Source organism: Aeromonas sp. FDAARGOS 1403 (assembly GCF_019047325.1).
In the GTDB taxonomy this organism is placed as follows: domain Bacteria; phylum Pseudomonadota; class Gammaproteobacteria; order Enterobacterales; family Aeromonadaceae; genus Aeromonas; species Aeromonas dhakensis.
On sequence record NZ_CP077249.1, the window covers coordinates 1,125,557 to 1,150,771 of the forward strand.

Below are 25,215 nucleotides of genomic sequence, written 5' to 3' on the forward strand. Positions count from 1 at the left end.
GGCTATGCGGACGGGCGGAGTGCCAGTTCGAGGACATCACAATAATAGGGTCAGGCGACGATCCTAGCTGACTGGAGACAAGATGAGCAAACCGGATGTAGCCCAGGTCAAGGCCTTCCTGCTGCAGTTGCAGGACGATATCTGCCGTGGACTGGAGCAGGCTGACGGTGCCGGGCACTTTGTGGAGGATGCCTGGCAGCGTGAGGGGGGCGGCGGTGGCCGTACCCGGGTGCTGCGCCATGGAGCGGTGATAGAACAGGGGGGGGTCAACTTCTCCCATGTTTATGGCGATGCCATGCCGGCTTCCGCCACGGCCCATCGCCCCGAGCTGGCCGGCCGCAGGTTCGAGGCCATGGGTGTGTCGCTGGTGATCCATCCGCACAACCCCTACGTGCCGACCAGCCATGCCAACGTACGCTTCTTCATCGCGGAAAAGGAAGGGGAGGCGCCCATCTGGTGGTTCGGGGGGGGCTTCGATCTGACCCCGTTCTATCCGTTCGAAGAGGACGTTCGGCACTGGCATCAGGTCTCCCACGACCTCTGCCAGCCGTTTGGCGACAACATCTATCCCGAGTTCAAGTCCTGGTGCGATCGCTACTTCTTCCTCAAGCATAGAGGCGAGACACGGGGTGTCGGCGGTCTCTTCTTCGACGATCTCAATCGCTGGCCGTTTGCCGACAGCTTTGCCTTCATGCGAGCGGTGGGTGAAGGCTACCTCGCCGCCTATCTGCCGATTGTCGAACGACGAAAAGGAGATGCCTATGGCGAGCGGGAGCGGGAGTTCCAGCTATATCGCCGCGGTCGCTACGTGGAGTTCAATCTGGTGTACGACCGCGGTACCCTGTTCGGTCTGCAGACGGGGGGGCGCACCGAGTCGATCCTGATGTCGATGCCGCCACTGGCCCGCTGGGAGTATGACTGGCAACCTGCGGCTGGCAGCCCGGAGGCGCAGCTTTACACCGACTACCTCAAGCCGCGTGAGTGGCTGTGAAGCAAGGGGCCATCGCGGCCCCTTCTTGTTGCCGATATTCGACTTGTTCCCGCGGGGGAAAACCCGTTAAATCGGGAGATTGCCCTCTAAAGGAACGCCTTGATGGATCGTTATCTGGTTTTTGGCCACCCGGTGCGCCACAGCAAATCCCCCTTCATTCATACCCTCTTTGCCCGGCAGACCCAGCAAGAGCTGGAATATGGTCTGGCCGAGCCGGCAGTCGAGGAGTTCGCCACCGCATTGCGTGCGTTCTTTGCCCAGGGCGGCAAAGGGTGCAACGTTACAGTCCCCTTCAAGGAGCAGGCATTTGCCCTGGTCGACCGGTTGAGCCCCAGGGCCAAACGGGCGGGGGCGGTCAATACCATCAAGTTGACCGATGACGGCGTATTGCTGGGGGACAATACAGATGGGGCCGGGCTGGTGGCTGACCTCAAGTCCCACGGGATGAATTTGGCCGGCAGCAGGATCCTGTTGCTGGGAGCGGGTGGTGCGGCGCGCGGTGCGCTGGCGCCCTTGCTGGCCGAACAGCCGGCCGAAGTGGTGATCGCCAACCGGACCCACGCCCGGGCCGAGCAGCTGGCCGCCGAGTTTGCTGATCTGGGATCCGTCAGTGCCCAGACTTACCCGCAGCTAGCCGGTCCTTTCGATCTGATCATCAACTCCACCTCTGCCAGTCTGCAGGGAGAGCTCCCGCCTCTGGATCCTGCCCTGATCCATGCCGACATCGCCATCTACGACATGATGTATGGTGCGACGGATACCCCCTTCATTGGTTGGGCCAGACAACATGGTGCCCGCCAGGCCATGGACGGGCTGGGTATGCTGGTGGAGCAGGCTGCCGAAGCGTTTACCGTGTGGCGCGGAATCCGGCCAGGGACTAAACAGGTATTGAGAGAACTGCAACGCAATCTGGGGACCCTATGAATCAAGGCATCCTGTTTCCCGAGCTGGCGGACTGGCAACCGCATGAACAGCGCATCCATTTTCCCGCCCAGCAGATGGGGGCGCTGGTCGATTGCTACATCAGCCGCCGGCGACTGGAAAAAATGACCGGTCTCTCCCTGGCCAGGGAGGAGGACATACTGCGGGCCTTCGAAAGCGTGCGTTTTGACATTGAAGAGATGGCTGAAAAACTCATTGAAGAACAAGAGTTTGCCGAGGATGGTGCAATCTATCTGTGATTTTTACGAGTTTTTTCTCAAAGCAGCGGAACTTGTACCAAGAGACGTGGACTAACTAGATAGTTGAGGAAGTGCTAGCTAGTCACCTTTATAACGCCCCGGTATTCGTACCGGGGATTTTTTTATCTGCATGAAAAGTAAGAAAAATTATGTAATTCATTTTTCGTGAAACTAAATTACATAAATTACTTTCACTTTCTGCTGCTTTGCTATACAGTTAGCAACGTAGGGTACAGAGGTAAGATGTTCTATCTTTCAGACCTTTTATTTCACGTAATTGAATGTGGCTGAATAGCAGCCCCGGTGAGTCATCATCGGGGCGTTTTTTTATGGGTTGCATTTAGAGTAAATGCTTTAATGTTGGTGAATATTTGTTAGAATGAAAGGGCTTCTTGAGGAAAAACCAGTCGTCTTTGTTCTCAAGATTTAGCTTCTTCCCAATTTTTGAACTGATTGTTTAAGGCCGGTACTGCATCTGCAGCATCGGCCTCATTTTTATCCCTCCGCCACAGAAAATGTAATTAAATTTCATTTTGGTACTTATTAAGCGATATCGCCGCTTTTTCTCTGCATGAATTTGAAAACGTTGCCAATGGGATGAAAAGTTAATTGTTATATAAAATTAACTGTTTATCCCATTGATCAATATGGTTATTCAGATTTTTGGAGGGAGGTAAGCCAAGCGTGGATGGAGGGCAGAGAAGGGTGCTCACAGGCTGAAAGCCTTTCAATCAGCGGAGGAGCCGCTCCGCCAATTGCATGGTTGCTTGCCGTGTCAACAAGAGGGGAGCTATTCCTCGATCGACTCTTGTTCGTCGTCAATCACCTCATCGGCGCCAGCCTGATACCAGCCGGTCAGCGTCTGGGCCAGCTTTTCCACCCCGATGTTGTTCAGCGAGGAGAAGGCTTCCACCTGGATATGCGGGCCCAATGCCGCCACGGCCTGGCGTACCTTGATGACCTGATTGTTGCGCGGGCCCGGGCTCAGCTTGTCGGCCTTGGTCAGCAGCAGCATGACAGGCAGTGCGCGGTGGGCGCTCCACTCCAGCATGTTCATGTCGGTATCTTTGAGCGGGTGACGGATGTCCATCAGGATCACCAGCCCTTTCAAGGACTCGCGACGCTGCAGATATTCAGCCAGGGACTTTTGCCACTTAAGCTTCATTTCCAGCGGAACTTGCGCATAACCGTAACCTGGCAGGTCGACCAGACGCTTGCCCGGCTCCAGCTCGAACAGGTTGATCAACTGGGTGCGACCCGGGGTCTTACTGGTACGTGCCAGGTTCTTGTGCTTGGTCAAGGTATTCAATGCAGATGACTTACCGGCGTTGGAACGGCCGGCAAACGCAATCTCGACACCCCCATCATTTGGCAGGTGACGGATGTCGGGTGCGCTGGTCACAAAATGCACCTTATTGAAATTCAGAGTTTGTGTATCCAACGTAAATTCCCCATAGAGATAGAGGGTTATAGAGTTACTTTTTTGTGAAATCGTGTAAAATGGCGTCGCTTAAACGCGTTTATTTTAACATGCCTTCAGCGGCATGGGATCTGGAAGCCTAATAACGAGAAGTTGGAACGCCATGAAGAACCTAGTCATTACTCTTGCTCTGATGGTTGGCGTAACGGGGATGGCACAAGCCAAGGGCGATGCCGCTGCGGGACAAACCAAGGCTGCCGTTTGCGCGGCCTGTCACGGACCGGACGGAAACAGCCTTGTCGACATGTATCCCAAGATTGCTGGTCAGCACGCATCATATATCAAAAAGCAGTTAGTTGAACTGAAGGCTGCAGCTTCCGGCCAAACTGGTCGGGTTGCTCCCATCATGGGGCCGATGGCGCTTCCCCTGTCCGAGCAGGACATGGAGGACCTGGCTGCCTACTTCTCCAGCCAGAAGGTGACGCCGATCGCCGTGCCCGATGATGCTGTGGCGGCAGGCAAGGCGCTCTACATGGGGGGCGACATGAGCCGCGGTCTGGCTGCTTGTACCGCCTGTCATGGTCCTCGTGGTTCCGGGGTCGAGCAGGCCAAGTATCCAAGCCTCTCCGGCCAGCACCCTGCCTACATCAAGGCCCAGCTCACCGCCTTCCGGGCTGCCGCTCGTGACAATGATCCTAACGGCATGATGCGGGACGTGGCCAAGAAGCTGACCGATCAGGATATCGAAGTGCTGTCCAAATATGTGGCGGGTCTGCACTGATTGCGGTCGTTTATCCAGCCCGTTGATATTGACGAGGAGCCAGCGGCTCCTCGTTTCTTTTTGGCCTTTAACACCATTTGGCCAATTTTTTCTCGCATTGTTGTAAGAGATCTCCCATTCATGAGCCTGGCCAGGGCTTAAAAAATTCGGGAATAATGCTTAGTAATTCATTAATTTCAATATGTTAAATGACAATAGATGGATTATTTCCGTTTGAAAACGTTCCTGGTTGATTGAGCCACTTTATTAAGTTGATACAGTGGATGCATGGAGTGGCCCGCAGGGCAGTTCACGACAGGGATGACGTGAAAGACAGGATGTCGAGGCGGCAGGACGCCACGGAGCCATGCAAGTGGCAGGCAAAGGATTGAAAAACCAGGATGGTGACCGTTCAGGAAGAGCGGGGCTGCGGGAAGCAACCACCCCAGAAGATGACCGGACGTCGTCGGCATGGGTCAGGCAAGCACACGCACATTCAGGATCGACCAATTAAGGTCAGGACGACCACACACAAAGATATGATGCGCAGACGTATCACCACGGACAGGGTGATTTGCAGCCAGGGATGGGACTCGCATAAACATATCAAGGCAGCTTCGGCTGCCTTTTTTCTTTTGGGTCATTAACCCGCCCGGTCATTCTGTGTCAAAATACCAGCAACATGCCCAGAGGATGCCGATCCTGCGGTATTTGGTGGTCATTCATGGCCGGATGGGTGCGGGATCCCACTTTTTGTTTCTCGTCCATCACTCCCGGTATCAGCATCCTCCCCGGCCTACATCAGGCCGGGAACGGGTTTCAATCCAGTTATTTGTCGGAGTCAGTCATTCATGTCGGCTAAACAACCCAATCGCAAGCCCGCCGGTAAGCGCAAAGAATCAGAGGCCAGTGCCCAGGAAGGCCGTGAGCGCAAGCGCGCCGCCAAGCGCAAGGGCTTGAAGGCCGGATCCCGCCAGCAAGTCGAGCAGAGCGGCAAGAAAGGCGGTACCAAGCAGGCCAAGGACCCGCGTATCGGTTCCCGCAAGCCCGTCGCGTTGATCGTGGAAGAGAAGGGTGGCAAGCCGGTGGCGCCCAAACCCGCCAAAGAGAAGAAGCTGGTGATGACCCCTGAGCAGGAGCTGGCCTCCATCGAGAATGATGATCGCCTCAATGACCTGCTGGATCGTCTGGATGCTGGTGAAACCCTGGAAGCGACCGAGCAGGCCTGGGTCGATCAGCGGGTCGATCGCTATCAGGAGCTGATGGACGAGCTTGGCATCATCGACAACGATGACGACGAAGACGACATGGACTTTGATGATGCCGACTTTGACGAGCCAAGCCAGCCAGCCTCCGAAGAGGAGCTGTGGGATCGTTTCACTCAGGTTGACTATCAGCCGGAGCCCAAGCCTGAGCCGAAGAAAAAGTGATGAGTGGATGGATGCTGGCCGCCCTGTTGGGCGGCCTGATTTTGTTGGGGCTGGCCTTCTATGCCGGTTCCCTGCTGGCCCGTCTCAAGCGCCAGCACGACAGCCAGCAGCAGGCCATCGCGGCTCGCAATGAGCGTATTCTCGAGAGCGTCAGGGTCATCGCCCACGCGGTACGAGATGGCCAGTGCGACTACTCCGAAGGTGCCATCCGGCTGACAAACCTGCTCGATGCACTGCAGATCAAGGGCGGTCGTGCCTTTGCCGGTGAATTTCCGGGTCTGTACGGTCTCTACGAGAAGGTGAAAGAGATGCCGACCCATGAGGCGAGGCGGGCCCTCAAGCGCAATGAAATCATGAAGATGGATCTCGAACGCAGTGGCTATGAGGCCGAGCTGGAGGCGCAGATCCTCAAGGATGTGGCCCGACTGAAGGATTTTCAGTTAAGCCGGTGAGCCAATAACAACAAGAGGAAGCAAGCGTGCAAGCAGAACAGATTGTGTGGGATCAGGCCCTGATCGAAAAATATAATTACAGCGGCCCGCGTTATACCTCCTATCCCACTGCGCTGGAGTTCAATGAGGGCTTCGGTTATCCGGACTTCGTCCAGGCCGCGAGCCAGTATCCGGCGCGCAACCTGTCGCTTTACGTGCACATCCCCTTCTGTCACAAGCTCTGCTACTACTGCGGTTGCAACAAGGTGATCACCCGTCACCGCCACAAGGCTGACCAGTACCTCGATTACCTCGAGCAAGAGATCAAGGCACAGGCCCCGCTGTTCAAGGAGCGGCTGGTGACCCAGCTGCACTGGGGCGGCGGCACGCCCACCTATCTGGATGAACCCCAGACCCGCCGACTGATGACCATGTTGCGGGAGCACTTCCATTTCGCCGAAGAGGGCGAAATCAGCATCGAGGTGGATCCCCGCGAGATCGAGCTTTCCATGCTGGATGTGCTGCGGGAAATCGGCTTCAACCGCATCAGCCTTGGCGTGCAGGATTTCAACAAGGAGGTCCAGGTCGCGGTCAACCGCGAGCAGGACAACGACTTCATCCGCGCCATGCTGGAGCGAGCCCGCGAACTGGGTTTTCGTTCCACCAACCTGGATCTCATCTACGGCCTGCCACATCAGAACCGGGAGAGCTTCCACCACACCCTGGAAGAGGTGCTCAAGACCGACCCGGCGCGCCTCTCCATCTTCAACTATGCCCACCTGCCGAGCCGTTTTGCCGCCCAGCACAAGCTGAAGGAGGCGGACATGCCGGCGCCGCAGGAGAAGCTGGCCATGCTGCAGGACACCATCGCCTTTCTGACCTGCCGAGGCTACCAGTTCATCGGCATGGATCACTTCGCCAAGCCAGACGACGAACTGGCGGTGGCCCAGCGTGAGGGTAAGCTGCATCGCAACTTCCAGGGTTATACCACCCAGGGGGATTGCGACCTGCTGGGGCTGGGGGTCTCCTCCATCAGCATGATCGGTGACGCCTATTCCCAGAACCAGAAAGAGCTCAAGGCCTACTACGCCCAGGTGGAAACGCTGGGGCACGCCCAGTGGAAGGGGTGCTCGCTCAACCGGGACGACCTGATCCGCCGCGAGGTGATCAAGCGCCTCATCTGCGATTTTCGCCTGAACTTTGCCGCCGTCGAGCAGGCCCATGGTCTGGTGTTCAAGGAGTACTTCGCCGAAGACCTCAAGCTGCTGCAGACCTTCATCGATGACGGTCTGGTGCGCATGACCGAAGAGGGAATGGAGGTGGTCTCCACCGGTCAGCTGCTGATCCGCAATATCTGCATGTGCTTCGATGTCTACCTGCGGAGCAAGGCACGCCAGCAGCAGTTCTCCCGGGTGATCTAAGCCGGTCGATGCTGTTGGAAAACAAAAAAACCGCCTCTCGGCGGTTTTTTTGTTGGGCCTGGCTGTACTCAGCGCTGGGCTGCGCGGGCACTCAGCTCGGCCTTCTCGGCCTCGCTCAGGAAGGCCAGGGTCAGGCCATTCTGCTGGGCGGTGCGGATCTCGCTCACCGTCATGCCGGCGGCCGGAGCGGCCACTTCATATTCGTGGGGCAGGTCGATCCCCTCTACCGCCGGGTCGTCGGTGTTGAGACAGGCCAGCACGCCGGCGGCCAGGAACTGGCGGATCGGGTGCTCGCTCAGGCTCGCTACCGTGGTGGTTTGAATGTTGGAGGTGAGGCAGGATTCGATGCCGATGCGGTGCTCGGCCAGATAGGCCATCAGGGCTGGATCCTGAATCGCCTTGACGCCGTGGCCGATACGCTCGGCCCCCAGCTCGCGAATGGCCTGCCACATGCTTTCGGGGCCAGCGGCTTCACCGGCGTGCACGGTGACGCGCATGCCCGCATCGCGCACCCGGCGGAAGTGCTCGGTGAACAGCTCGCCCGGGAAGCCCAGCTCGTCGCCGGCCAGATCGATGGCAACCAGCTTGTCGCGATGAGCCAGGCAGGCATCCAGCTCCTGCTTGCACTGCTCGGTGCCGAAGGTGCGGCTCATGATGCCGATCAGGTTGGTCTTGATGCCGAAGTCGCGGCTACCGGCCGCTACGCCGTCGATGATGGCTTCGACCACGCCCTGCGGGTGCAGCTTGTGGGCCATCGCCATGTAGGCCGGGCTGAAGCGCAGTTCGGCATAGTCGATGCCGGCGCGCAGCAAGTCTTCCACGTTCTCGTAGGCCACCCGGCGGCAGGCATCGTAGTCGGCCAGCACAGCTACGCCCCAGTCCAGTTTCTTCAGGAAGGCGACCAGGCTCGGCTCGTTCTCGACGATCTGCACGTGCGGGCGCAGCGCTTCGAGTTCGTCTGCCGGCAGCCGGATATTGTGCTGACGGCCCAGCTCGAGGATGGACTGCGGACGGATGTTGCCGTCCAGATGGCGGTGCAGGTCGGTCAGGGGAAGAGATCTGTCAATCATGATGGCGCCTTCTTCGAGTCGGGTTGGAAAGCCTGCCATTCTAGGCGGGGCTTCCAAAAAAGATACCCCGTTTGAAATCAAACGGGGTCTTATTGGTCGGCGATTTGCCAAGGCGTGATGGGAATCGTTTTTCCTCGGGACTCAGGAGAGGTCGAGTTCCTTCAGCTTGCGGGTGAGGGTATTGCGTCCCCAACCGAGCAGGCGCGCCGCCTCCTGTTTGTGGCCATGGGTATGGTCCAGCGCGGTTTCCAGCATGATCCGCTCGAACTGGGGCAGGGCATCGGCCAGGATGTCGGTCTCCCCCAGCGCCAGCTTGGCGGCGACCCAATCCTGCAACTGCTGTTGCCAGCCGCCGGACAGCGCCGGCTGGCCCGGCTCGGCGGTGCTGGTGATGGGGGTCAGCAGCTCGGTGGGCAGGTCGCTCACCAGCACCTCCTGCCCCGAGGCCATCACGGTGAGCCAGCGGCAGACGTTTTCCAGCTGGCGCACGTTGCCGGGCCAGGGCAGACGGCTGATATAGGCCTGGGTATCCGGATGCAGGCTCTTGGCCTCCACGTTCAGCTCCTTGGCTGCCCGCAGCAGAAAGTGACGGGCCAGTTGGGGAATGTCTTCGCGCCGCTCCTTGAGGGCGGGAATGTGGATGCGGATGACGTTGAGGCGGTGGAACAGATCTTCCCGAAACTCGCCGTCGGCCACCCGCTTCTCCAGGTTCTGGTGGGTGGCGGCGATGATCCGCACATCCACCTGTACCGGCTGATGGCCACCGACCCGGTAGAACTGGCCGTCGGCCAGCACCCGCAGCAGCCGGGTCTGCACATCCAGCGGCATGTCGCCGATCTCGTCGAGAAACAGGGTGCCGCCGTCGGCCTGCTCGAAGCGGCCGTGGCGGATGTTGTTGGCACCGGTGAAGGCCCCCTTCTCATGGCCGAACAGTTCCGATTCGATGAGATCTTTCGGGATGGCCGCCATGTTGAGGGCGATGAAGTTCTTGTGGGCGCGTGGGCTGTGCTTGTGCAGGGCGTGGGCGACCAGCTCCTTGCCGGTGCCGCTCTGGCCGTTGATCAGCACCGAGATGCTGGAGCGTGACAGCCGGCCGATGGCGCGGAACACCTCCTGCATGGCCGGCGCCTCGCCGATGATTTCCGGGCTGCTGGCCGGATCCTGCTGGCGTGCCTTGCGCTTGGTACGCTGCTCCTTGAGATGATTCTCGGCGCGGCGCACCAGGGTGACCGCTTCGTCGATATCGAACGGCTTGGGCAGGTATTCGAAGGCGCCGCGCTGGTAGGCGTTGACTGCGCTGTCGAGATCCGAGTGGGCGGTCATGATGATGATGGGCAGGTCGGCCTGGCGGCGATGGATCTGCTCAAGCAGGCTGAGGCCGTCGATGCCGGGCATGCGGATGTCGGAGAGGATCACGTCCGGCGAGCGCATTTCCAGCGAGCTCAGCAGCGCCTCGCCGTCGGCGAAGCTCTCGCACTCGAAGCCTTCACTGCCGAGGGTGCGCTCCAGCACCCAGCGGATAGAACTGTCGTCATCGACGATCCACACTTTTGCTGTCATGACGTTCCCTTATTTGCGAAGCGGTAGAAAAATGGTGAATTCGGTGTGGCCGGGCCAGCTGATGCAGTCGATCCGCCCCTTGTGCTGGTCGATCAGGTTCTGGGCAATGGAGAGGCCGAGCCCGGTGCCCCCCTCCTTGCCGGTGATCATCGGATAGAAGAGGGTGTCGCGGATGGCATCCGGGATGCCGGGGCCGTTGTCGATGATCTTGATCTCGGCCGCCAGCCGGTAGCGCTGGCCGTGGATGGTGATCTGGAACGCGGTGCGGGTCTTGATGCGGATGAGGCCGGTTTGCTCACCGATGGCCTCGGCGGCGTTGCGCACCATGTTGAGAAAGGCCTGCTGCAACTGGTCCGGCTCCATCTCGAACTCCGGGATGCTGGGATCGTAATCCCGCTCGATGCGCACCGTCGGCGGCAGCTCCAGTTCTACCAGCCGGCGCACCTGCTCCAGCACCGAGTGCACGTTGTGCATCTGGTGGCGACCGGGCCGCTGGGGGCCGAGCAGCCGGTCGACCAGTACCCGCAGCCGGTCGGCCTGCTCGATGATAATGCCGGTGTACTCGCGCAGGGCGGGGTCGGGCAGCTCCTTTTGCAGCAGCTGGGCCGCGCCGCGCAGACCGCCGAGGGGATTCTTGATCTCGTGGGCCAGGCCGCGTACCAGCTCCTTGGCCGCCTGCTGCTGGGCATGCTGCTGCAACTCCTGGCTGATCTTCTTCTGCTGGTCGATCTTGCGCAGCTCCACCACCATCAGCCGCTGTTCGTGGTCGGCCAGTGGACTGACGCTCATCTCCACCAGTCTGGGCTCCCCTTCCACCACCAGGGTGACTTCGCTGTCGGTGAAGCCCTGCCCCGAACTGAGGCACTGCTTGAGGCGCTGCAGATCGAGGGAGATATGTTCCAGCAGATGGGGCAGCTCGATGCCGATCAACCGGCGCTGACTGAGGGAGAGCAGCTGCTCGGCGGCGGGGTTGACGAACTGGATGCAGAGCCGTTCATCCATCAGGATGACGGCAGTCAGCAGGTTGTCGAGCAGTATCCTGGCTTGATCCGGGCGGGTTGGCACTGGTTTCTCCCTAAAACGGTGCTATACACCAGCTATGCACCAATGTGGTGCATTTAGTCTACCCGTATCGAGGCACAGGATCACCCCTTGTTGTTGAGCGGGGTCGCTTTGGGGGCTGAATTGATGCTGGCCCGGTGCAGGTAGAAGGTGACTGCCTTGGATTTAGCAAGGATCGTACCGTCTTTGGCGAGCAGCTCGAGCTGGGCCTCGTGGGCACCCCGATCCAGGTTTTCGACCCGGATGGCGAGGGCATTGTTGACGAGAGGGGCCGCCTTGCCGTCCAGGGTCAGGCGCACGTCATACTGGGTGGGGGGCAGGGGCCTGACCTGGCCCTGGAACACCACGTTGCCTGTGTTGTCGCGCAGTGTACTGCCCTGTTCCGGGGAGAGCAGTTCGATCACCAGCTTGGCCGCTTCCTTCTCTTTTTTGGCATCGACACCGGTCAGGCTGTTGAAATTGTCCACCTGGACCGAGCGGGGGGCAGTGCCGATGAAGGGGGCGACGCGCAGATCGACCTCCTTGGCCTTCTGTCCCGGGGGCGGTGCATCCGTGTAGTGGACGACCCCCTGGTTGTCGGTCCAGGAGTATACCTTGGCGGCCTGGGCGGCACTGGTGGCCAGCAGCAACAGGCTCAGCATCCATACTGGGTAGGCGGTTTTCATCCATCTCTCCTTGACGGGATTCTGCTTAATCCTATCAGAGAAAAAACCCGCCTGTCGGCGGGTTTGGTCAAGTTCTGAGCTGGGATCCGGATTAAACGGAGTAGTACAGTTCAAATTCCAGCGGGTGCGGGGTCATGCGCACACGGTCAACGTCCTGCTGCTTCAGCTCCAGGTAGGAGTTGATGAAGTCGTCGCTGAACACGCCACCGCGGGTCAGGAACTCGCGATCCGCATCCAGCGCGGCCAGGGCTTCGTCCAGAGAGCCGGCCACGGTCGGCACTTCGGCAGCCTCTTCCGGCGGCAGGTCGTACAGGTTCTTGTCCATGGCATCGCCCGGATGGATCTTGTTGATGATGCCGTCCAGACCGGCCATCAACTGGGCAGCGAAGGCCAGGTACGGGTTGGCAGCCGGATCCGGGAAGCGGACTTCAATGCGGCGCGCTTTCGGGCTCGGTACCACCGGGATACGGATGGAGGCAGAGCGGTTGCGGGCGGAGTAGGCCAGCATGACCGGTGCTTCATAACCCGGAACCAGACGCTTGTAGGAGTTGGTGGTCGGGTTGGCGAAGGCGTTGATGGCCTTGGCGTGCTTGATGATGCCGCCGATGTAGTGCAGCGCCATCTCGGACAGACCGCCGTACAGGTCGCCGGCGAACAGGTTGACGCCGTTCTTGGCCAGAGACTGGTGGCAGTGCATGCCGGAGCCGTTGTCACCGAACATGGGTTTCGGCATGAAGGTGACGGTCTTGTTGTAGGCGTGGGCCACGTTGTGGATCACGTACTTCAGTACCTGAACTTCGTCAGCCTTCAGGGTGAGGGTGTTGAAGCGGGTGGCGATCTCGTTCTGACCGGCAGTGGCCACTTCGTGGTGGTGAGCCTCAACGACCTGGCCCATCTCTTCCAGCACCAGACACATGGCGGCGCGGATATCCTGGGAGGAGTCGACCGGGGCAACCGGGAAGTAACCGCCCTTCACGAACGGACGGTGGCCTTTGTTGCCGTGCTCGTAGTTGGTACCGGAGTTCCAGGCGGCTTCTTCGGATTCGATCTTCACGAAGCTGTGACCCATGGTGTTCGAGAAGGTGATGTTGTCGAACATGAAGAATTCCGGCTCCGGCCCGAACAGCACGGTGTCGGCGATACCGCTGGCTTTCAGGAAGTCTTCGGCACGCTTGGCGATGGAGCGCGGATCGCGGTCGTAACCCTGCATGGTAGCGGGTTCCAGCACGTCACAGACGATGTTCAGGGTGGTCTCTTCGGTGAACGGGTCCAGCTTGGCGGAGGCGGGATCCGGCATCAGCACCATGTCGGATTCGTTGATGCCTTTCCAGCCGCCGATGGAGGAGCCGTCGAACATCTTGCCGTCTTCGAAGAAATCTTCGTCGACCTGGTGGGCAGGGATGGATACGTGCTGCTCTTTACCCTTGGTATCGGTAAAGCGCAGGTCGACAAACTTGACTTCGTGTTCCTGGATCAGGGCCAAAACGTTCTGGGCTGACATGCTAAGTAACCTCCGGTGTTAAAACTCTTAGGGTGAATGCGTCATCACATTCACATAAGCCAGTATCGTGCCAAGTTTGTGACAGCTTGATTTCAGGGCATTTGCGACTACGGGCCTGCCCCGAGACTCGCTATCTCAGCGCGTTACGCCTCAAAGTAGTGCAACCTTGGATCGTTTTGGTGCACTAAAATGGTGCGTGGTATACGGTCGGCCCCTATCTAAGCAGGCTTTGATGAGAAGGTCTATGATCCTGATCCCCTGTTATGCGCGAATGTACTGCAATTCTGCTAGGCAGATCACAAAGGCGAGAGTACAATTAGCGCCCAATTTTACCCGGTGATTTGAGGCGAGAATGTTAGAGAATTTACGCAATATTGCGATTATTGCGCACGTTGACCACGGCAAAACCACGCTGGTGGACAAGCTGCTGCAGCAATCCGGCACTCTGGATCGCACCAGCGAAGGTCAGGAACGGATCATGGACTCCAATGATCTGGAACGGGAACGTGGCATCACCATTCTCGCCAAGAACACTGCGATCCGCTGGAACGACTACCGCATCAACATCGTGGATACCCCGGGTCACGCCGACTTCGGTGGTGAAGTTGAGCGTGTGCTCTCCATGGTTGACTCCGTACTGCTGCTGGTTGACGCCGTTGACGGCCCGATGCCGCAGACCCGTTTCGTGACCCAGAAGGCGTTCGCCCAGGGTCTGAAGCCGATCGTGGTCATCAACAAGATCGACCGTCCGGGTGCTCGTCCTGACTGGGTAATGGATCAGGTCTTCGATCTGTTCGACAACCTGGGCGCCACCGATGAGCAACTGGACTTCAAGGTTGTTTACGCCTCTGCACTGAACGGTTGGGCCACCCTGGATCAAGACGTCGAGTCCGAGAACATGGAACCCCTGTTCCAGGCCATCGTCGACAACGTGGAAGCGCCTGCCGCGGACACCGATGGTGCCTTCCAGATGCAGATCTCCCAGCTGGACTACAACTCCTACGTGGGCGTTATCGGTATCGGCCGCATCACCCGTGGTCGCGTCAAGACCAACCAGCAGGTGACCGTGGTGGGTGCCGATGGCAAGACCCGTACCGGCAAAGTTGGCCAGGTACTGGGCTACCTGGGCCTGTCCCGTACCGAAGTGGCCGATGCGCAAGCTGGCGACATCATCGCCATCACCGGTCTGGGCGAGCTGAAGATCTCCGACACCATCTGCGACAACGGTGCCGTTGAAGCGCTGCCGCCGCTCTCCGTTGACGAGCCGACCGTGAACATGACCTTCCAGGTCAACACCTCTCCGTTCGCCGGTAAAGAGGGCAAGTTCGTGACCTCCCGCAACATCCTGGAGCGTCTGAACCAGGAGCTGGTCCACAACGTGGCCCTGCGTGTGGAAGAGACCGACGATCCGGACAAGTTCCGTGTCTCCGGCCGTGGTGAACTGCACCTCTCCATCCTGATCGAAAACATGCGTCGCGAAGGCTACGAGCTGGCGGTATCCCGTCCGGAAGTTATCCTGCGCACCGTAGACGGCGTTCTGCAAGAACCGTTCGAAACCGTAACCGTGGACGTGGAAGAAGCGCACCAGGGTTCTGTCATGGAGCAACTCGGCCTGCGTAAGGGCGAGATGACCAACATGACCCCGGATGGTAAAGGCCGTGTTCGTCTCGACTTCATGATCCCGAGCCGTGGCCTGATCGGCTTCCAGACCGAGTTCATGACCCTGACCTCAGGTACCGGTCTGCTGTACCACACCTTCGACCACTACGGTCCGCACAAGGGTGGCAGCATCGGTGAGCGTCAGAACGGCGTGCTGATCTCCAACGCTACCGGCAAGGCGCTGACCTATGCCCTGTTCGGTCTGCAAGACCGTGGTCGTCTGTTCATCGGTCACGCGACCGAAGTGTACGAAGGCCAGGTGATCGGTATTCACTCCCGTTCCAACGACCTGACCGTCAACTGCCTGAAGGGCAAACAGCTGACCAACATGCGTGCCTCCGGTACCGACGAAGCCCAGGTGCTGACTCCGCCGATCCGCATGTCGCTGGAACAGGCTCTGGAGTTCATCGACAACGACGAACTGGTTGAAGTCACTCCGAAGAGCATCCGTATCCGCAAGAAGCTGCTGACCGAGCTGGACCGCAAGCGCGCCGGTCGTGCTTGATCCGCTGCATCAGCGATGAAAAGAGGCCTGCGGGCCTCTTTTTTTATGGTCGTTTTCCGCAGAAGGAGCCACAGTCGCGCCCGGACGAGTCGCATCTGGCCGGCTCGCGGGTGGTCAAACGGTGACGGGATCTGACACAATGTCGGCATGATGAAGACATCGGGAAGCACAATGCAGCTGAAATCCGGTGGCCGTCTCGGTCACGCCCTCTCTTTCTTGCACCATGATGGGCGCCATTTCGCCCAGTTCGTCTGGGGCCGTTTCCAGCAGGACAGGCTGACGGTCACCGCCGGCTATCTGGCCTATGTCACCCTGCTCTCCCTGGTGCCCATGATCGCCGTGGTGTTCGGCATGATGTCGGCCTTTCCGGTGTTCCAGAGTCTGAAGCAGGCGATGGAGCAGTTCGTCTATCACAACTTCGTACCCACCGCCGGCGAGATGCTCAAGGAGTACATCGACGGCTTCGTGGCCAACGCCACCAACACCACGGCAGTCGGCATCGGTGCCCTGATCGTGGTGGCGCTGATGCTGATCTCGGCCATCGACAAGAACCTCAACTACATCTGGCGTTCGACCCGGAGCCGGCCGCTGGCCCAGGCATTCGCCATGTACTGGATGATCCTGACCCTGGGCCCCGTGCTTATCGGGGCCAGCATCGCCATCTCCTCCTATATTTTCTCGCTGCGGCTGTTCGGGGCCGAGAGCCTGTTCGGCATCGGCTACCTGCTGCTGCGCGGCCTGCCGTTCTTGTTCTCTGTGCTCACTTTCCTGCTGGTCTATACCGTGGTGCCCAACTGCAAGGTGCGGCTGATGCACGCCTTCATCGGCGCCCTGGTGGCGGCCACCCTGTTCGAGCTGGCCAAGCGCGGTTTTGCCATCTATATCACCAACTTCCCCTCCTATCAGGCCATCTATGGTGCCCTGGCGACCATCCCCATTCTGTTTGTTTGGGTCTACCTGAGCTGGCTGGTGGTCTTGCTTGGCGCGGAAACCACCGCCTGCCTTGGTGAATATGAGCGGCCTGCCTCAGAAGAGCTGGCTTGAACCTTGTTGTTGGCATTGGCGACCATGCTGTTTGTCTGGGCCTATGTGGACTGCCTGAGCTGGCTGGTGGTCTTGCTTGGCGCGGAAACCACCGCCTGCCTCGGCGAATATGAGCGACCGGGCGCCGATGAGTTGGCCTGATCCGGCCTCTTGCTGTTAGCATCGACGACCGCCCCCATCAGCAGATGGGGGCGGTCGTTCCGTTTTGAGAGGAGAGGGAAGTGATTGCACTGATTCAGCGGGTCAGCGAGGCCAGCGTAACGGTAGAGGGTGAGGTGACCGGGGCCATCGGTCAGGGTCTGCTGGTGCTGCTCGGAGTGGAGCAGGGGGATGACGAGGCCAAGGCCGACAAGCTGCTGCACAAGGTGAGCGGTTACCGCATCTTCTCCGATGAGAATGGCAAGATGAACCTCAACGTTAGCCAGGCCGGCGGCAGCCTGCTGGTGGTCTCCCAGTTCACCCTGGCGGCGGAGACCAACAAGGGGATGAGACCCAGCTTCTCCGGCGGCGCTCATCCGGTCGAGGCGGAGCGGCTGTACGACTACTTCGTGGCGCGGGCCGCCGCCAGCGGCATACCGACTGCCACCGGCCGCTTCGCCGCCGACATGAAGGTGGCGCTGGTCAACGACGGCCCGGTCACCTTCTGGCTACAGGTCTGACGCCAGCGGATCGCGTGGGCTGGTGTGCAGCAGTATGTTGCGCAGCCCTGGCACCGGGTAGGGGGTGGTGGGGCCGACCCACTGCTCCAGCAGCATCAGTACCCGGGTCAGCTCGAGGCGGGTGCGCGGCAGCAGGTTGATGATGAGCTCGCCGTTGAGGCGGGGGGCCAGCGCCTGATAGATGCGCTCCTGGAACAGCAGCGGCGGATTGCCGTCCTGGCTGAACAGATCGAGCAGGATGAGGTCGTACTGTGCCTCGCTCTGCTCCAGAAAGGCGAGGGCATCGGCCTGGTGCAGGGTCGGTGTACGCTGGCTGCCTTGTTCGGGCTGAAAGAACAGCTGATAGAGAGTGATCACCTCTTCATCGAGGTCGACGCACTCGTGGCGGGCATCGGGCCAGCGTCGACGCAGATGGCGAGTGAGATCGCCCCCTCCCAGCCCTAGTTCGAGGATGCTGGCGGCCTGTTCGGGCAGCAGACAGGCGATCACCTGCTGGTGCGGCAGGCAGAGGGTGGCGGGCTCGGCCAGGGACATGGCCGACTGCACCACGCCGTCGATCTCCAGCCAGCGGTGGTGGGCATTTTCCTGCACGGTGAGCCGGCGCTGGGGCTTGGCGCTGAGGTGCAATAAGTGGTCGGCTTGGTACGCTTGCAGATTGAAGTCCATGAATTTGCACGGCAAGATGGTTTTCGACCAGTGTAACTCAAGGATGGAACTATGTACCGGGTGGTCACCCCCCAGACGGCAGCCGAGCTGGATGCCCATTATCAATTGAGCTGGGAGGCATGGGGGCGCAAGCCCTTCACTCTGTCCGTCGGCGCCAACTCAAGGATCGCTTTATGTACCGGGTAGTCACCCCTCAAACCGAAGCCGAGCTGGATGCCCATTATCAAGTGAGCTGGGAGGCATGGGTGCGCAAGCCCTTCACTCTGTCCGTCGGCGTCAACTCAAGGATCGCTTTATGTACCGGGTAGTCACTCCTCAAACCGACGCCGAGCTGGATGCCTACTACCAGTTGCGCTGGGAACTACTGCGTAAACCCTTCAATCTGCCTCTCGGTTCCGAGCGGGACGAATACGACACCGTCGCCATTCACCGGCTGATGCTGGCCCCCGACGGCACGCCCATCGCGGTGGGGCGGCTGTTTGTCGGCGGTGACGAGGCGCAGATCCGTTTCATGGCGCTGCGCCCCGAATTTCGCGGCCAGGGGCTGGGTGCCCGCATGGTGCAGGATCTCGAACAGCTGGCCTGCAGCGAGAAGGTGAAGCGACTGGTGATGAATGCCCGCCAAGAGGCGGTGGAGTTCTACCGCAAGTGCGGCTTTCTCGAGGTGGGGGAAGGCCCCGTCTCCTTCGGCCGCATCCCGCACCGCCAGATGATCAAGTCTCTGAGCCCGCTGCAGACCATCCAGTACCGCCCCGAGTGGTGCCAGGATCTCACCACCCGCTGGTCGCAGGGCATTCCCATCAGCGAGAAGATGGGGGTGCACATCACCCACTACGACGGTCAGACCTTCCACCTCAAGGCCAATCTGGCGGCCAACCTCAACGTGCATGACACCATGTTCGCCGGCAGCATCTACAGCCAGTGCGTGCTGGCGGGCTGGGGCCTGATCTGGCTGCAGCTCAAGGAGGCGGGGCTGGTGGGGGATACGGTGCTGGCGGAGGGCAATATCAAGTACTACCGGCCGGTCAAGGAGGAGCCGGAGGCGCGGGTGGCCCGCGAAGGCATGCCTGCCGTACTCGAGCCGCTCAAGGCCGGTGAGTCCGCCAAGTTCAGCCTCAAGATCAAACTGTTCAGCGGCGACAAGCTGGCAGCCGAGTTCCTCGGTCACTACGTGGTGCAGCCGGTCAAGCGGCCGGGTCAGTAGCCCCGCGCGGGATCCCATCAAGCAACAAGGCCTCATTACGAGGCCTTGTTGCTTTCTATCGGCTAGCCGTTGGCCGCCTGCGCGGCCTGGGCCTTCGGCGCCGGTCGCCAGAGCGGGCTGCCGTTGCCCTGGGGCGGGTAGCGCACGCCGGTCTCCCAGCCACAGCCCTCCGGTTTTTGCTGGAAGCCCCAGCTGAGGGTCGGCTCGGCGAGCGGCCCGCGCCACTGACCGAGCAGCTCGGCGCAGTGCTGGCCGTTGAGAACGCCCAGATCCAGCTGCCACTGCTCATTGACCAGATCGACGCTGCCCTGCAGCCCCAGCAGGTGGGTGATGGTGGAAGCGCCGGCCTGCTCGATCTTCAGCTGGCCCTGGGCCACCTTGCCCTGCAGCTTGATGCGATAGAAGGGGGTGTCGCCCTCCTGCATCGCCTGCCAGAGCTCGGCCGGGGTGAGGGTCGGCGCCGCCGCCTGCTTGAACCACTGATCCAGCAGCGGATCTATCTTCACCTTGTCCCAGAAGGGTTCGGTGGCATCGAGGGCAAAATTCCCCTGCAGGGAGCTGCGCCAGGCGCCCGGGGTGCCGCCGTGCAGCGCCTGCAGATCGGCGCTCAGATCCAGCTTGCCGGCGAAGGAGACAGGGGAGTGGAGGATCTTGCTCCACTGCACCAGATCCAGCTTCTCGCCCTTGAGCTGCACCCGGCTGGTCTGGCCCGGCTCGCGTCCCCACTGGCCGCTCAGGCTGAGGCTGCCCTCATCCGGCAGCGAGCTGGTGAGCTTGTTGAGCTGCCAGGAACCGGCACTCAGCTCGCCATCCAGCTCGCCATTGCGGGCGCTGAGGCCGTCCCACACCAGTTCGAACCAGGCGCTCTCGAGGCGGGCCCGGCCCAGCAGGGGCCCCGGCTGGTTGTCGCGCAGGCTGAGATCGGTGAGATAGAGCTGCCAGCCGGTCAGGGAGAGGGGCAGGGTATCGTCGAAGGAGAGCACCTTGAGCTTGTCGAAGGCCAGCTTGCGGATGTCGATCTGCTGTGGGCGCCAGCTCTGCCAATCCTGCCACCACCCTTCCGGCAGGCTGATGTCCATGCCGCTCAGCGCCATGTCCTTCAGGGTCAGCTTCTGCTGCAGGGGATCGAAGGAGAGCTCCAGGTTGAACTCCCCTTCATAGGCCTTGCCCTGCAGCTCCGCATCCAGCTGCTGGGGCGAGAAGGCGACTTTGCCCTGAATGGCCTCCAGCTGGAACAGGCCATGGCCGAGATCGCCGAGGGTTCCCGAGAAGTAGCCGCTGGGCGTGCTGCCGGCCTGCCAGTTGAAGGCGGTCAGCTGGCCGCTGAGGTTGTTGAGGGCCAGCTCCTGCTCGATGTCGTTGAAGCTGAGATCCCGGATCTGGCCGAGATCCAGGCTGACCTGGCGCAGGGGGGATTCGGCTTTGGCGAGGGTACCCCACTCGATGCGCATGCCCTGGCTCTTGAGGTTGTTCAGCCGCAGGCTGCGGGCGGGCCAGTCCAGCACCATGCCGGTCTCGAGCAGACCGTCGAACAGGTTGGCGGTCAGCTTGTCGGTGCTCAGCACCTGCCCCTCCAGCCGACCGGCCAGGTTGAGGCGGGAGAGGGCCCAGGCCGGGGTCGCCAGCTCAGTGATGTTGAGGGTCAGGTTGGCCTGGGGCGGGCGCACCGGATTGAGCAGCTGCCAGTCGCTCAGGGTGGCGTTGAGGCCGCGCAGGGTCAGCCCGTCGCTCTCCAGGCTGAGCCGGTCTATGGTGCTGTCGGCGATGGTGAGGGAGTGTACCGGCAGGCTCGGCAGCTGGTTGGGCAGCGGCAGCTTGATGGCCGGGCGAATGAGGTCGAGATGGGCGATGCGCACGTCCCGGTTCAGCCAGTCGATGCTCTCTATCTCGAGATAGATCTTGTCGAGGGTCACGGCGTTGCCGTAACTCACCTGCTCTGCCAGCAGGGTGTAGGGGTGAAGCGGGTTGAACACCAGTCGGCCTATGGTGACGGGTACGCCGGTCTGCTGGCTGAGCCAGCCGGCGATGGGCCCCTTGGCCCGCTCGGCGTCGAACAGGCCGAGCCCGACCCAGACAAACAGCAACAGGAAGGCAAGGGTGTAGAGCAGGCCGCGCAGCCAGGAATTCATAAGCGCTTTCCTCCTGTATTGGTTGAGTGATCAGGCGTTGGCAGCGTGATCCCGCAGGTCAAGCATTGGAATAGTGATCCCGCAGGCCGAGCCAGCGTCGTATCAAGGGCTCGACATGGCCTGGGTGTCTATCCATCAGGCATGTGCCCATCTTCTGCCTCTGCCTTGGTCAGGCATTGGAGTAGTGATCCCGCAGGCCGAGCCAGCGTCGTATCAAGGGTTCGACATGATCTGGGTGGCGGTCCATCAAGAAGCGAGCCATCTTCTGCACCTGCGGGATGAGCGGTTGATCCCGCACCAGATCGGCGATCTTGAGATCGGCCAGGCCAGTCTGGCGGGTGCCGAGCAGCTCGCCCGGGCCGCGCAGCTCCAGATCGCGCTGGGCGATGAGGAAGCCGTCGTTGGTCTCCCGCAGCACCCCGAGCCGGCTCTGGGCCGTCTTGGACAAGGGGGCATGATAGAGCAGCACGCAGTGGGAGGCCACCGAGCCGCGCCCGACCCGGCCGCGCAGCTGGTGCAACTGCGCCAGCCCCAGTCGTTCCGGGTTTTCGATGATCATCAGGCTGGCGTTGGGCACGTCCACCCCCACCTCGATGACGGTGGTGGCGACCAGCAGTTGCAGTATGCCCGCCTTGAACTCCTCCATCACCCGCTGTTTCTCGACCGGTCGCATCCGGCCGTGCACCAGCCCGATGTGCAGGCCGGGCAGCAGGTTCTGCAGCTCGGCGGCGGTGTCCTCGGCGGCCTGGCACTCCAGTACCTCCGACTCCTCGATCAGAGTGCAGACCCAGTAGGCCTGCTTGCCCTCCTCGCAGGCCAGTCTGACCCGTTCGATCACGTCCTGGCGGCGGCTGTCCGGCAGCGCCACCGTGGTGATAGGGGTGCGGCCCGGTGGCAGCTCGTCGATGATGGAGGTATCGAGGTCGGCATAGGCGGTCATCGCCAGGGTGCGGGGGATAGGGGTAGCGGTCATGATGAGCTGATGGGGATGCACCCCTTCCCGCTCCCCTTTTTCCCGCAGGGCAAGCCGCTGATGCACGCCGAATCTGTGTTGTTCGTCGATGATGACCAGGGCGAGGCGTTGGAACACCACCTGCTCCTGGAAGATGGCGTGGGTGCCCACCACCATCTTGACGCTGCCATCGGCGATGGCGGCCAGCGCTTCTTCTCGTGCCTTGCCCTTCTGCTTGCCCGCCAGCCAGCCGACCCCGATGCCGAGCGGTTCCAGCCACTTGGCGAAGTTGATGGCGTGCTGCTCGGCCAAGAGCTCAGTCGGCGCCATCAGCCCCACCTGGCAGTCGTTGCCGATGGCCTGCAGGGCGGCCAGCGCCGCGACCAGCGTTTTACCTGAGCCCACGTCCCCCTGTACCAGCCGCATCATGGGGTGGCTCTGTTGCAGATCCCGGCCGATCTCCGCCACCACCCGGTTCTGGGCGCCGGTGGGGGTGAACGGCAGGGCGCCGAGCAGCTGTTCTACCAGTGCCGGGGCCGGCTTGAGGGCGCGGGCCAGCTGGGTTTGTGCCTGGGCCCGCACCTTCAAGACCGAGAGGTTGTGGGCCAGCAGCTCCTCCAGTACCAGCCGCTGCTGGGCCGGGTGCTGGCCGCTCTCGAGCAGGGCCAGCGCCACCGAGGGGGGCGGACGGTGCAGCAGCTTCAGGGCCGCGGCCAGATCGATCTGCTGGGGATAGAGGCCGGCGGGCAGCAGCTCCTCCACCCCGTAGAGGTCGAGCTGGGCCAGTGCCTGATCGGTGAGGCTGCGCAGGGTGAGCTGGCGCAGCCCCTCGGTGGTCGGGTAGACGGGGGTGAGCGCCTCTTCGGTCTGGCCGGCCTGCTCCTCGCCGAGCAGCTTGTACTCGGGGTGGGCCATCTCCAGCCCGTACTTGCCGGGGCGCACCTCGCCGAAGCAGCGCATCAGGCGGCCCGGGCTCAGGCTGTTCTTCTGGGCGGCGGTGAAGTTGAAGAAGCGCAGGGTGAGGGTGCCGGTGCCGTCGCTGATGCGGCAGACCAGCATGCGGCGACGCCCCATCACCAGCTGAGTGTCCTGGATCTCCCCCTCGACGGCGCCGTGCAGGCCGGGCGGCAGATCGCCGATGGGCCACACCTGGGTGCGGTCCTCGTAGCGCAGGGGGAGGTGGAACAGCAGATCCTGCACCGTGGCCAGCCCCAGCCGCTCGAGCTTTTCCTGCATCTTGCTGCCGACGCCCTTGAGGCTGTCGAGGGAGATTTTATCCAATTTCATCAATTAGATGCCCGAAAACACTGTAAATATGTCCAGATGATAGGGTTTATTGCCGTCCCGACGCAAGCCGCGTTGCGCGGTTGGTGGAGGTCAGCGGGGCTCGGGGGCAGGAATGAAAAAGGCCTGCCGAGATGTGGCAGGCCCTTGTGAGGATACCCGAGGTCGCGATGCGCGCCGGTCAGATGATGCGCTTGAGCAGGATATGGGCCTTGACCCTGTGGATCCGGGCCAGCAGCTTGCGCACCTGATCCGGGTAGTCCTGGATCTGCTCGATCTGATCGAAGTGGCTGATGCGCTTGGTGTTGGTCAGGATGTTCTCGCGCTCGGCGTTGAACTGGGGCCGCAGCAGGTGGCGGCGATCGTAGACCAGCAGGCCGTTCTCCAGATCCAGCGCCCAGGCGCGGGGATTGAGGTTGTTGCCGGTGAGCAGGGCCCACTCGTCATCCACGAAGATCCCCTTGAGGTGGTAGGAGTTGCGCTCGCAGCACCAGAGCATCAGGTTGAGACGGCCGGCATCGATGTGATGCTGGTTGCGCTCGGCGAACTTGCGCAGGTTGGTCTCGTACAGATAGGGTAGACCGCCGATGGTGGAGAATTTCTCCTCCGGCGGAATGAAGAAGTCGTTGGCGGTCTTGTCACCCACCACGATGGTCACCTTGCAGCCGCGCTTGAGCAGGGCCTCGATATCCTTGTTCAACTCCTTGGGCGGGTTGAAGTAGGGGGTGCAGATGAAGATCTCCCGCTCGGTGGCCCGCACCAGGGTACGGATCATCTTGTTGAGCTGGTTGCCGCGCTTGCCCAGGCCGCTCATCGGGGTGATGGCTACCTCCTGGCTGTTGACCGGCATGGTGTCAAAGCGGTACTGACCGAGGCGCAGGTTGTGCTTGAAGCGGCGGATCGGCCCCTTCAGCTGCTTGGCGCTGGGGATGTCGGTACGATCCAGTCGCTGCACCGCCTCGCTGCGCAGAAACAGGTCATCCACGTAGTTGACCATGCTGCGGGTCAGCTCCGGGCTGGTGATCTGGTGATAACGGTCGAAACGGTAGCGATCCTGCTGGTGCAGGTAGATGTCGTTGAGGCTGGCACCGGAGTAGAGCAGGGTGTCATCGAAGATGAACCCCTTGAGGTGCAGCACTCCGAGCAGTTCACGGCCTTTTACCGGCACGCCATAGATGGCGATCTGGTGCTCGTGGCGAGCGGCCATCTCCTGATACATCAGGTGGTTGCCACCCTGCTTGCCCTTGCCGATCAGGCCGCGCTGGGCACGGTGGAAGTCGACGAACACCTTGACGTCGAGGGCCGGGTTGCGCTGTTTGGCGGCATAGAGGGCGGAGAGGATCTCCCGTCCCGCCTCGTCATCCTGCAGATAGAGCGCCACCAGATAGATGCGGCGAGTCGCGCTGGCGATGAGCGAAAGGATCCGGCTCTTGAAGTCCTTGGCGCTGCTGAGCACTTCAAACTGGTCTGCGGCGACGGCGATCTGGGGCAGGCGCGCCAGCAGCTGTCGATAATGTGCCGATGAATGCATAGAGAAACCTGAAATCACTGCGTTAAGCGTTCCACTCGGAGCGATGGATAGGCGATTCTAGCAATCTCGCCCTGTTAGCCAAAGAAAGAA

The 25,215-nt window shown here is 61.0% G+C and carries 22 protein-coding genes; 12 read left to right on the top strand and 10 right to left on the bottom strand.

The annotated features are described in order from the left end of the window. Window positions 1-82 precede the first annotated feature (82 nt). The 3 genes from hemF to I6L33_RS05420 all read left to right on the top strand — a co-directional run bounded on the left by hemF (window position 83) and on the right by I6L33_RS05420 (window position 2,172). Window positions 83-991 (top strand): oxygen-dependent coproporphyrinogen oxidase, encoded by a 909-nt coding sequence (hemF, locus tag I6L33_RS05410; RefSeq protein ID WP_043170737.1) that lies wholly within the window; start codon window positions 83-85, stop codon window positions 989-991. Window positions 992-1,093: 102 nt separating this feature from the next. Further along, on the top strand, window positions 1,094-1,915 hold the full coding sequence (gene aroE, locus I6L33_RS05415) for a shikimate dehydrogenase (RefSeq protein WP_043170738.1): 822 nt from the start codon (window positions 1,094-1,096) through the stop codon (window positions 1,913-1,915). Further along, the gene (locus tag I6L33_RS05420) at window positions 1,912-2,172 is read left to right on the top strand and encodes a DUF1488 domain-containing protein (protein ID WP_005307791.1); all 261 of its coding nucleotides are present in this window, start codon (window positions 1,912-1,914) and stop codon (window positions 2,170-2,172) included. The genes aroE and I6L33_RS05420 overlap by 4 nt, the downstream gene beginning before the upstream one ends. A gap of 790 nt (window positions 2,173-2,962) precedes the next feature. On the opposite strand, the gene yihA is transcribed toward I6L33_RS05420, so the two are convergent. After that, window positions 2,963-3,613, bottom strand: a complete 651-nt coding sequence (gene yihA, locus I6L33_RS05425; protein WP_005307794.1) for a ribosome biogenesis GTP-binding protein YihA/YsxC — start codon at window positions 3,611-3,613, stop codon at window positions 2,963-2,965. A gap of 142 nt (window positions 3,614-3,755) precedes the next feature. Between yihA and I6L33_RS05430 the strand changes: the two genes are divergently transcribed. The 4 genes from I6L33_RS05430 to hemN all read left to right on the top strand — a co-directional run bounded on the left by I6L33_RS05430 (window position 3,756) and on the right by hemN (window position 7,634). Next, window positions 3,756-4,373, top strand: a complete 618-nt coding sequence (locus I6L33_RS05430; RefSeq protein ID WP_005307797.1) for a cytochrome c — start codon at window positions 3,756-3,758, stop codon at window positions 4,371-4,373. Between the two features lie 830 nt (window positions 4,374-5,203). Then, window positions 5,204-5,782 (top strand): Der GTPase-activating protein YihI, encoded by a 579-nt coding sequence (gene yihI / locus I6L33_RS05435; protein ID WP_026141129.1) that lies wholly within the window; start codon window positions 5,204-5,206, stop codon window positions 5,780-5,782. Window positions 5,783-5,793: 11 nt separating this feature from the next. Then, entirely contained in the window at window positions 5,794-6,234 is a 441-nt protein-coding gene (locus I6L33_RS05440; protein ID WP_005307801.1) for a DUF2489 domain-containing protein, read from the top strand. A 26-nt stretch (window positions 6,235-6,260) separates the two neighbouring features. Beyond that, window positions 6,261-7,634: an oxygen-independent coproporphyrinogen III oxidase gene (gene hemN / locus I6L33_RS05445; RefSeq protein ID WP_216973681.1), complete on the top strand. Its 1,374-nt coding sequence runs from the start codon at window positions 6,261-6,263 to the stop codon at window positions 7,632-7,634. A gap of 68 nt (window positions 7,635-7,702) precedes the next feature. On the opposite strand, the gene add is transcribed toward hemN, so the two are convergent. From add to glnA, 5 genes are all read right to left on the bottom strand, one after another. Further along, a complete protein-coding gene (gene add / locus I6L33_RS05450) occupies window positions 7,703-8,704 on the bottom strand; it encodes an adenosine deaminase (RefSeq protein WP_216973682.1) in 1,002 nt (333 codons plus the stop codon). A gap of 141 nt (window positions 8,705-8,845) precedes the next feature. Next, a complete protein-coding gene (glnG, locus tag I6L33_RS05455) occupies window positions 8,846-10,264 on the bottom strand; it encodes a nitrogen regulation protein NR(I) (protein ID WP_005307804.1) in 1,419 nt (472 codons plus the stop codon). 9 nt (window positions 10,265-10,273) lie between these two features. Continuing rightward, complete coding sequence (gene glnL / locus I6L33_RS05460; protein WP_005307805.1) at window positions 10,274-11,329, bottom strand: nitrogen regulation protein NR(II); 1,056 nt, start codon at window positions 11,327-11,329, stop codon at window positions 10,274-10,276. Between the two features lie 80 nt (window positions 11,330-11,409). Further along, window positions 11,410-11,991 (bottom strand): DUF4124 domain-containing protein, encoded by a 582-nt coding sequence (locus tag I6L33_RS05465; RefSeq protein WP_216973683.1) that lies wholly within the window; start codon window positions 11,989-11,991, stop codon window positions 11,410-11,412. Between the two features lie 91 nt (window positions 11,992-12,082). Beyond that, window positions 12,083-13,492, bottom strand: a complete 1,410-nt coding sequence (glnA, locus tag I6L33_RS05470; protein WP_005307807.1) for a glutamate--ammonia ligase — start codon at window positions 13,490-13,492, stop codon at window positions 12,083-12,085. 352 nt (window positions 13,493-13,844) lie between these two features. Between glnA and typA the strand changes: the two genes are divergently transcribed. The 4 genes from typA to dtd all read left to right on the top strand — a co-directional run bounded on the left by typA (window position 13,845) and on the right by dtd (window position 17,359). Beyond that, window positions 13,845-15,656, top strand: coding sequence for a translational GTPase TypA (gene typA / locus I6L33_RS05475; protein ID WP_005307808.1), 1,812 nt, complete (start codon window positions 13,845-13,847; stop codon window positions 15,654-15,656). A gap of 171 nt (window positions 15,657-15,827) precedes the next feature. Continuing rightward, complete coding sequence (locus I6L33_RS05480) at window positions 15,828-16,700, top strand: virulence factor BrkB family protein (protein WP_216973684.1); 873 nt, start codon at window positions 15,828-15,830, stop codon at window positions 16,698-16,700. A gap of 3 nt (window positions 16,701-16,703) precedes the next feature. Beyond that, a complete protein-coding gene (locus I6L33_RS05485) occupies window positions 16,704-16,841 on the top strand; it encodes a ribonuclease BN (protein WP_227291490.1) in 138 nt (45 codons plus the stop codon). A gap of 80 nt (window positions 16,842-16,921) precedes the next feature. Beyond that, entirely contained in the window at window positions 16,922-17,359 is a 438-nt protein-coding gene (dtd, locus tag I6L33_RS05490; RefSeq protein WP_126880932.1) for a D-aminoacyl-tRNA deacylase, read from the top strand. Here dtd and I6L33_RS05495 read toward each other — a convergent pair. Continuing rightward, on the bottom strand, window positions 17,348-18,025 hold the full coding sequence (locus I6L33_RS05495) for a spermidine synthase (protein WP_026141220.1): 678 nt from the start codon (window positions 18,023-18,025) through the stop codon (window positions 17,348-17,350). The two genes, dtd and I6L33_RS05495, sit on opposite strands and share 12 nt — an antisense overlap. A 295-nt stretch (window positions 18,026-18,320) precedes the next feature. Here I6L33_RS05495 and I6L33_RS05500 point away from each other — a divergent pair, with 295 nt between their 5' ends. Beyond that, window positions 18,321-19,229 carry a bifunctional GNAT family N-acetyltransferase/hotdog fold thioesterase gene (locus tag I6L33_RS05500; RefSeq protein ID WP_005307835.1) on the top strand — a complete coding sequence of 303 codons (909 nt, stop codon included), beginning with the start codon at window positions 18,321-18,323 and terminating at the stop codon, window positions 19,227-19,229. A 62-nt stretch (window positions 19,230-19,291) separates the two neighbouring features. Here I6L33_RS05500 and I6L33_RS05505 read toward each other — a convergent pair whose 3' ends face one another. From I6L33_RS05505 to pssA, 3 genes are all read right to left on the bottom strand, one after another. Next, window positions 19,292-21,358 (bottom strand): AsmA-like C-terminal region-containing protein, encoded by a 2,067-nt coding sequence (locus I6L33_RS05505; RefSeq protein ID WP_216973685.1) that lies wholly within the window; start codon window positions 21,356-21,358, stop codon window positions 19,292-19,294. Between the two features lie 169 nt (window positions 21,359-21,527). Then, window positions 21,528-23,597 (bottom strand): ATP-dependent DNA helicase RecG, encoded by a 2,070-nt coding sequence (recG, locus tag I6L33_RS05510; RefSeq protein WP_216973686.1) that lies wholly within the window; start codon window positions 23,595-23,597, stop codon window positions 21,528-21,530. A 178-nt stretch (window positions 23,598-23,775) separates the two neighbouring features. Next, window positions 23,776-25,125, bottom strand: a complete 1,350-nt coding sequence (gene pssA, locus I6L33_RS05515; protein WP_026139269.1) for a CDP-diacylglycerol--serine O-phosphatidyltransferase — start codon at window positions 25,123-25,125, stop codon at window positions 23,776-23,778. Window positions 25,126-25,215 lie beyond the last annotated feature (90 nt).

Bases quoted from the DNA above. Each gene is read 5' to 3' on its own strand.
- hemF (WP_043170737.1), top strand. From the start codon at position 83: ATGAGCAAACCGGATGTAGCCCAGGTCAAGGCCTTCCTGCTGCAGTTG.
- aroE (WP_043170738.1), top strand. From the start codon at position 1,094: ATGGATCGTTATCTGGTTTTTGGCCACCCGGTGCGCCACAGCAAATCC.
- I6L33_RS05420 (WP_005307791.1), top strand. From the start codon at position 1,912: ATGAATCAAGGCATCCTGTTTCCCGAGCTGGCGGACTGGCAACCGCAT.
- I6L33_RS05430 (WP_005307797.1), top strand. From the start codon at position 3,756: ATGAAGAACCTAGTCATTACTCTTGCTCTGATGGTTGGCGTAACGGGG.
- yihI (WP_026141129.1), top strand. From the start codon at position 5,204: ATGTCGGCTAAACAACCCAATCGCAAGCCCGCCGGTAAGCGCAAAGAA.
- I6L33_RS05440 (WP_005307801.1), top strand. From the start codon at position 5,794: ATGCTGGCCGCCCTGTTGGGCGGCCTGATTTTGTTGGGGCTGGCCTTC.
- add (WP_216973682.1), bottom strand. From the start codon at position 8,704: ATGATTGACAGATCTCTTCCCCTGACCGACCTGCACCGCCATCTGGAC.
- glnG (WP_005307804.1), bottom strand. From the start codon at position 10,264: ATGACAGCAAAAGTGTGGATCGTCGATGACGACAGTTCTATCCGCTGG.
- I6L33_RS05465 (WP_216973683.1), bottom strand. From the start codon at position 11,991: ATGAAAACCGCCTACCCAGTATGGATGCTGAGCCTGTTGCTGCTGGCC.
- glnA (WP_005307807.1), bottom strand. From the start codon at position 13,492: ATGTCAGCCCAGAACGTTTTGGCCCTGATCCAGGAACACGAAGTCAAG.
- typA (WP_005307808.1), top strand. From the start codon at position 13,845: ATGTTAGAGAATTTACGCAATATTGCGATTATTGCGCACGTTGACCAC.
- I6L33_RS05480 (WP_216973684.1), top strand. From the start codon at position 15,828: ATGCAGCTGAAATCCGGTGGCCGTCTCGGTCACGCCCTCTCTTTCTTG.
- I6L33_RS05495 (WP_026141220.1), bottom strand. From the start codon at position 18,025: ATGGACTTCAATCTGCAAGCGTACCAAGCCGACCACTTATTGCACCTC.
- I6L33_RS05500 (WP_005307835.1), top strand. From the start codon at position 18,321: ATGTACCGGGTAGTCACTCCTCAAACCGACGCCGAGCTGGATGCCTAC.
- I6L33_RS05505 (WP_216973685.1), bottom strand. From the start codon at position 21,358: ATGAATTCCTGGCTGCGCGGCCTGCTCTACACCCTTGCCTTCCTGTTG.
- recG (WP_216973686.1), bottom strand. From the start codon at position 23,597: ATGAAATTGGATAAAATCTCCCTCGACAGCCTCAAGGGCGTCGGCAGC.
- pssA (WP_026139269.1), bottom strand. From the start codon at position 25,125: ATGCATTCATCGGCACATTATCGACAGCTGCTGGCGCGCCTGCCCCAG.